At 39.2% G+C, this 722-nt stretch carries 1 protein-coding gene; it reads left to right on the forward strand.

Annotation, left to right across the window (positions count from 1 at the left end):
- Nucleotides 1–85 precede the first annotated feature (85 nt).
- The coding region (locus ACSSV9_RS14555) for a hypothetical protein (RefSeq protein ID WP_437347989.1) at nt 86–722 on the forward strand (637 nt) is incomplete at its 3' end.

A 722-nucleotide genomic window follows, 5' to 3' on the forward strand; every position in this document is an offset into this window, starting at 1 on the left:
CAACAAATCAGAAGTAGATGCTAAAGATAATTTGTTACAAGCACAAATAACACAAGAAATAACTGACCGGGCTAATGAAGATAATTTGTTACAAGCACAAATAACACAAGAAATAACTGACCGGGCTAATGCAGACAACAATTTGCAAATTCTTATTAAACGTAATTATGAATTTTCATTTAAGATAAATGCAAGCACCGCTAATTATAAGATCGATGACGGAACGAGTTCTTATTATTTTTTGGTAAGCGGGCGTGCTGGTCATGCGATGACAATCGATTGGGGCGATGGAACAACAAATACTGTTACCTTTACAGGAAGTGACCAGCGTGTTGCAAAAACATACACGCTTACTGGAACATATACGGTTAGAATTATAGGGGAATTGTATGCATGGACAAGGATATATTGGGCAGGATTTCATTGTGAGTTTGATGTAAAGCAATTGCCAAGATATTTAACAAATATTTATATCGCTGGCACAAATACAATATATGGCAACATTGCAGATCTACCTGCTGGGGTGACGGTATTAAATATCAGTGGCTCTAACACACTCACAGGCAACATTGCAGATGCACCTGCTGTGGTGACGGAATTAAGTATCGGTGGCTCTAACACACTCACAGGCAACATTGCAGATCTACCTGCTGTGGTGACATATTTAAGTATCAGTGGCTCTAACACACTCACAGGCAACATTGCAGATCTACCTGCTGGGT

Origin of the sequence: Melioribacter sulfuriphilus (assembly GCF_051488685.1) — a bacterium.
In the GTDB taxonomy this organism is placed as follows: domain Bacteria; phylum Bacteroidota; class Ignavibacteria; order Ignavibacteriales; family Melioribacteraceae; genus Melioribacter.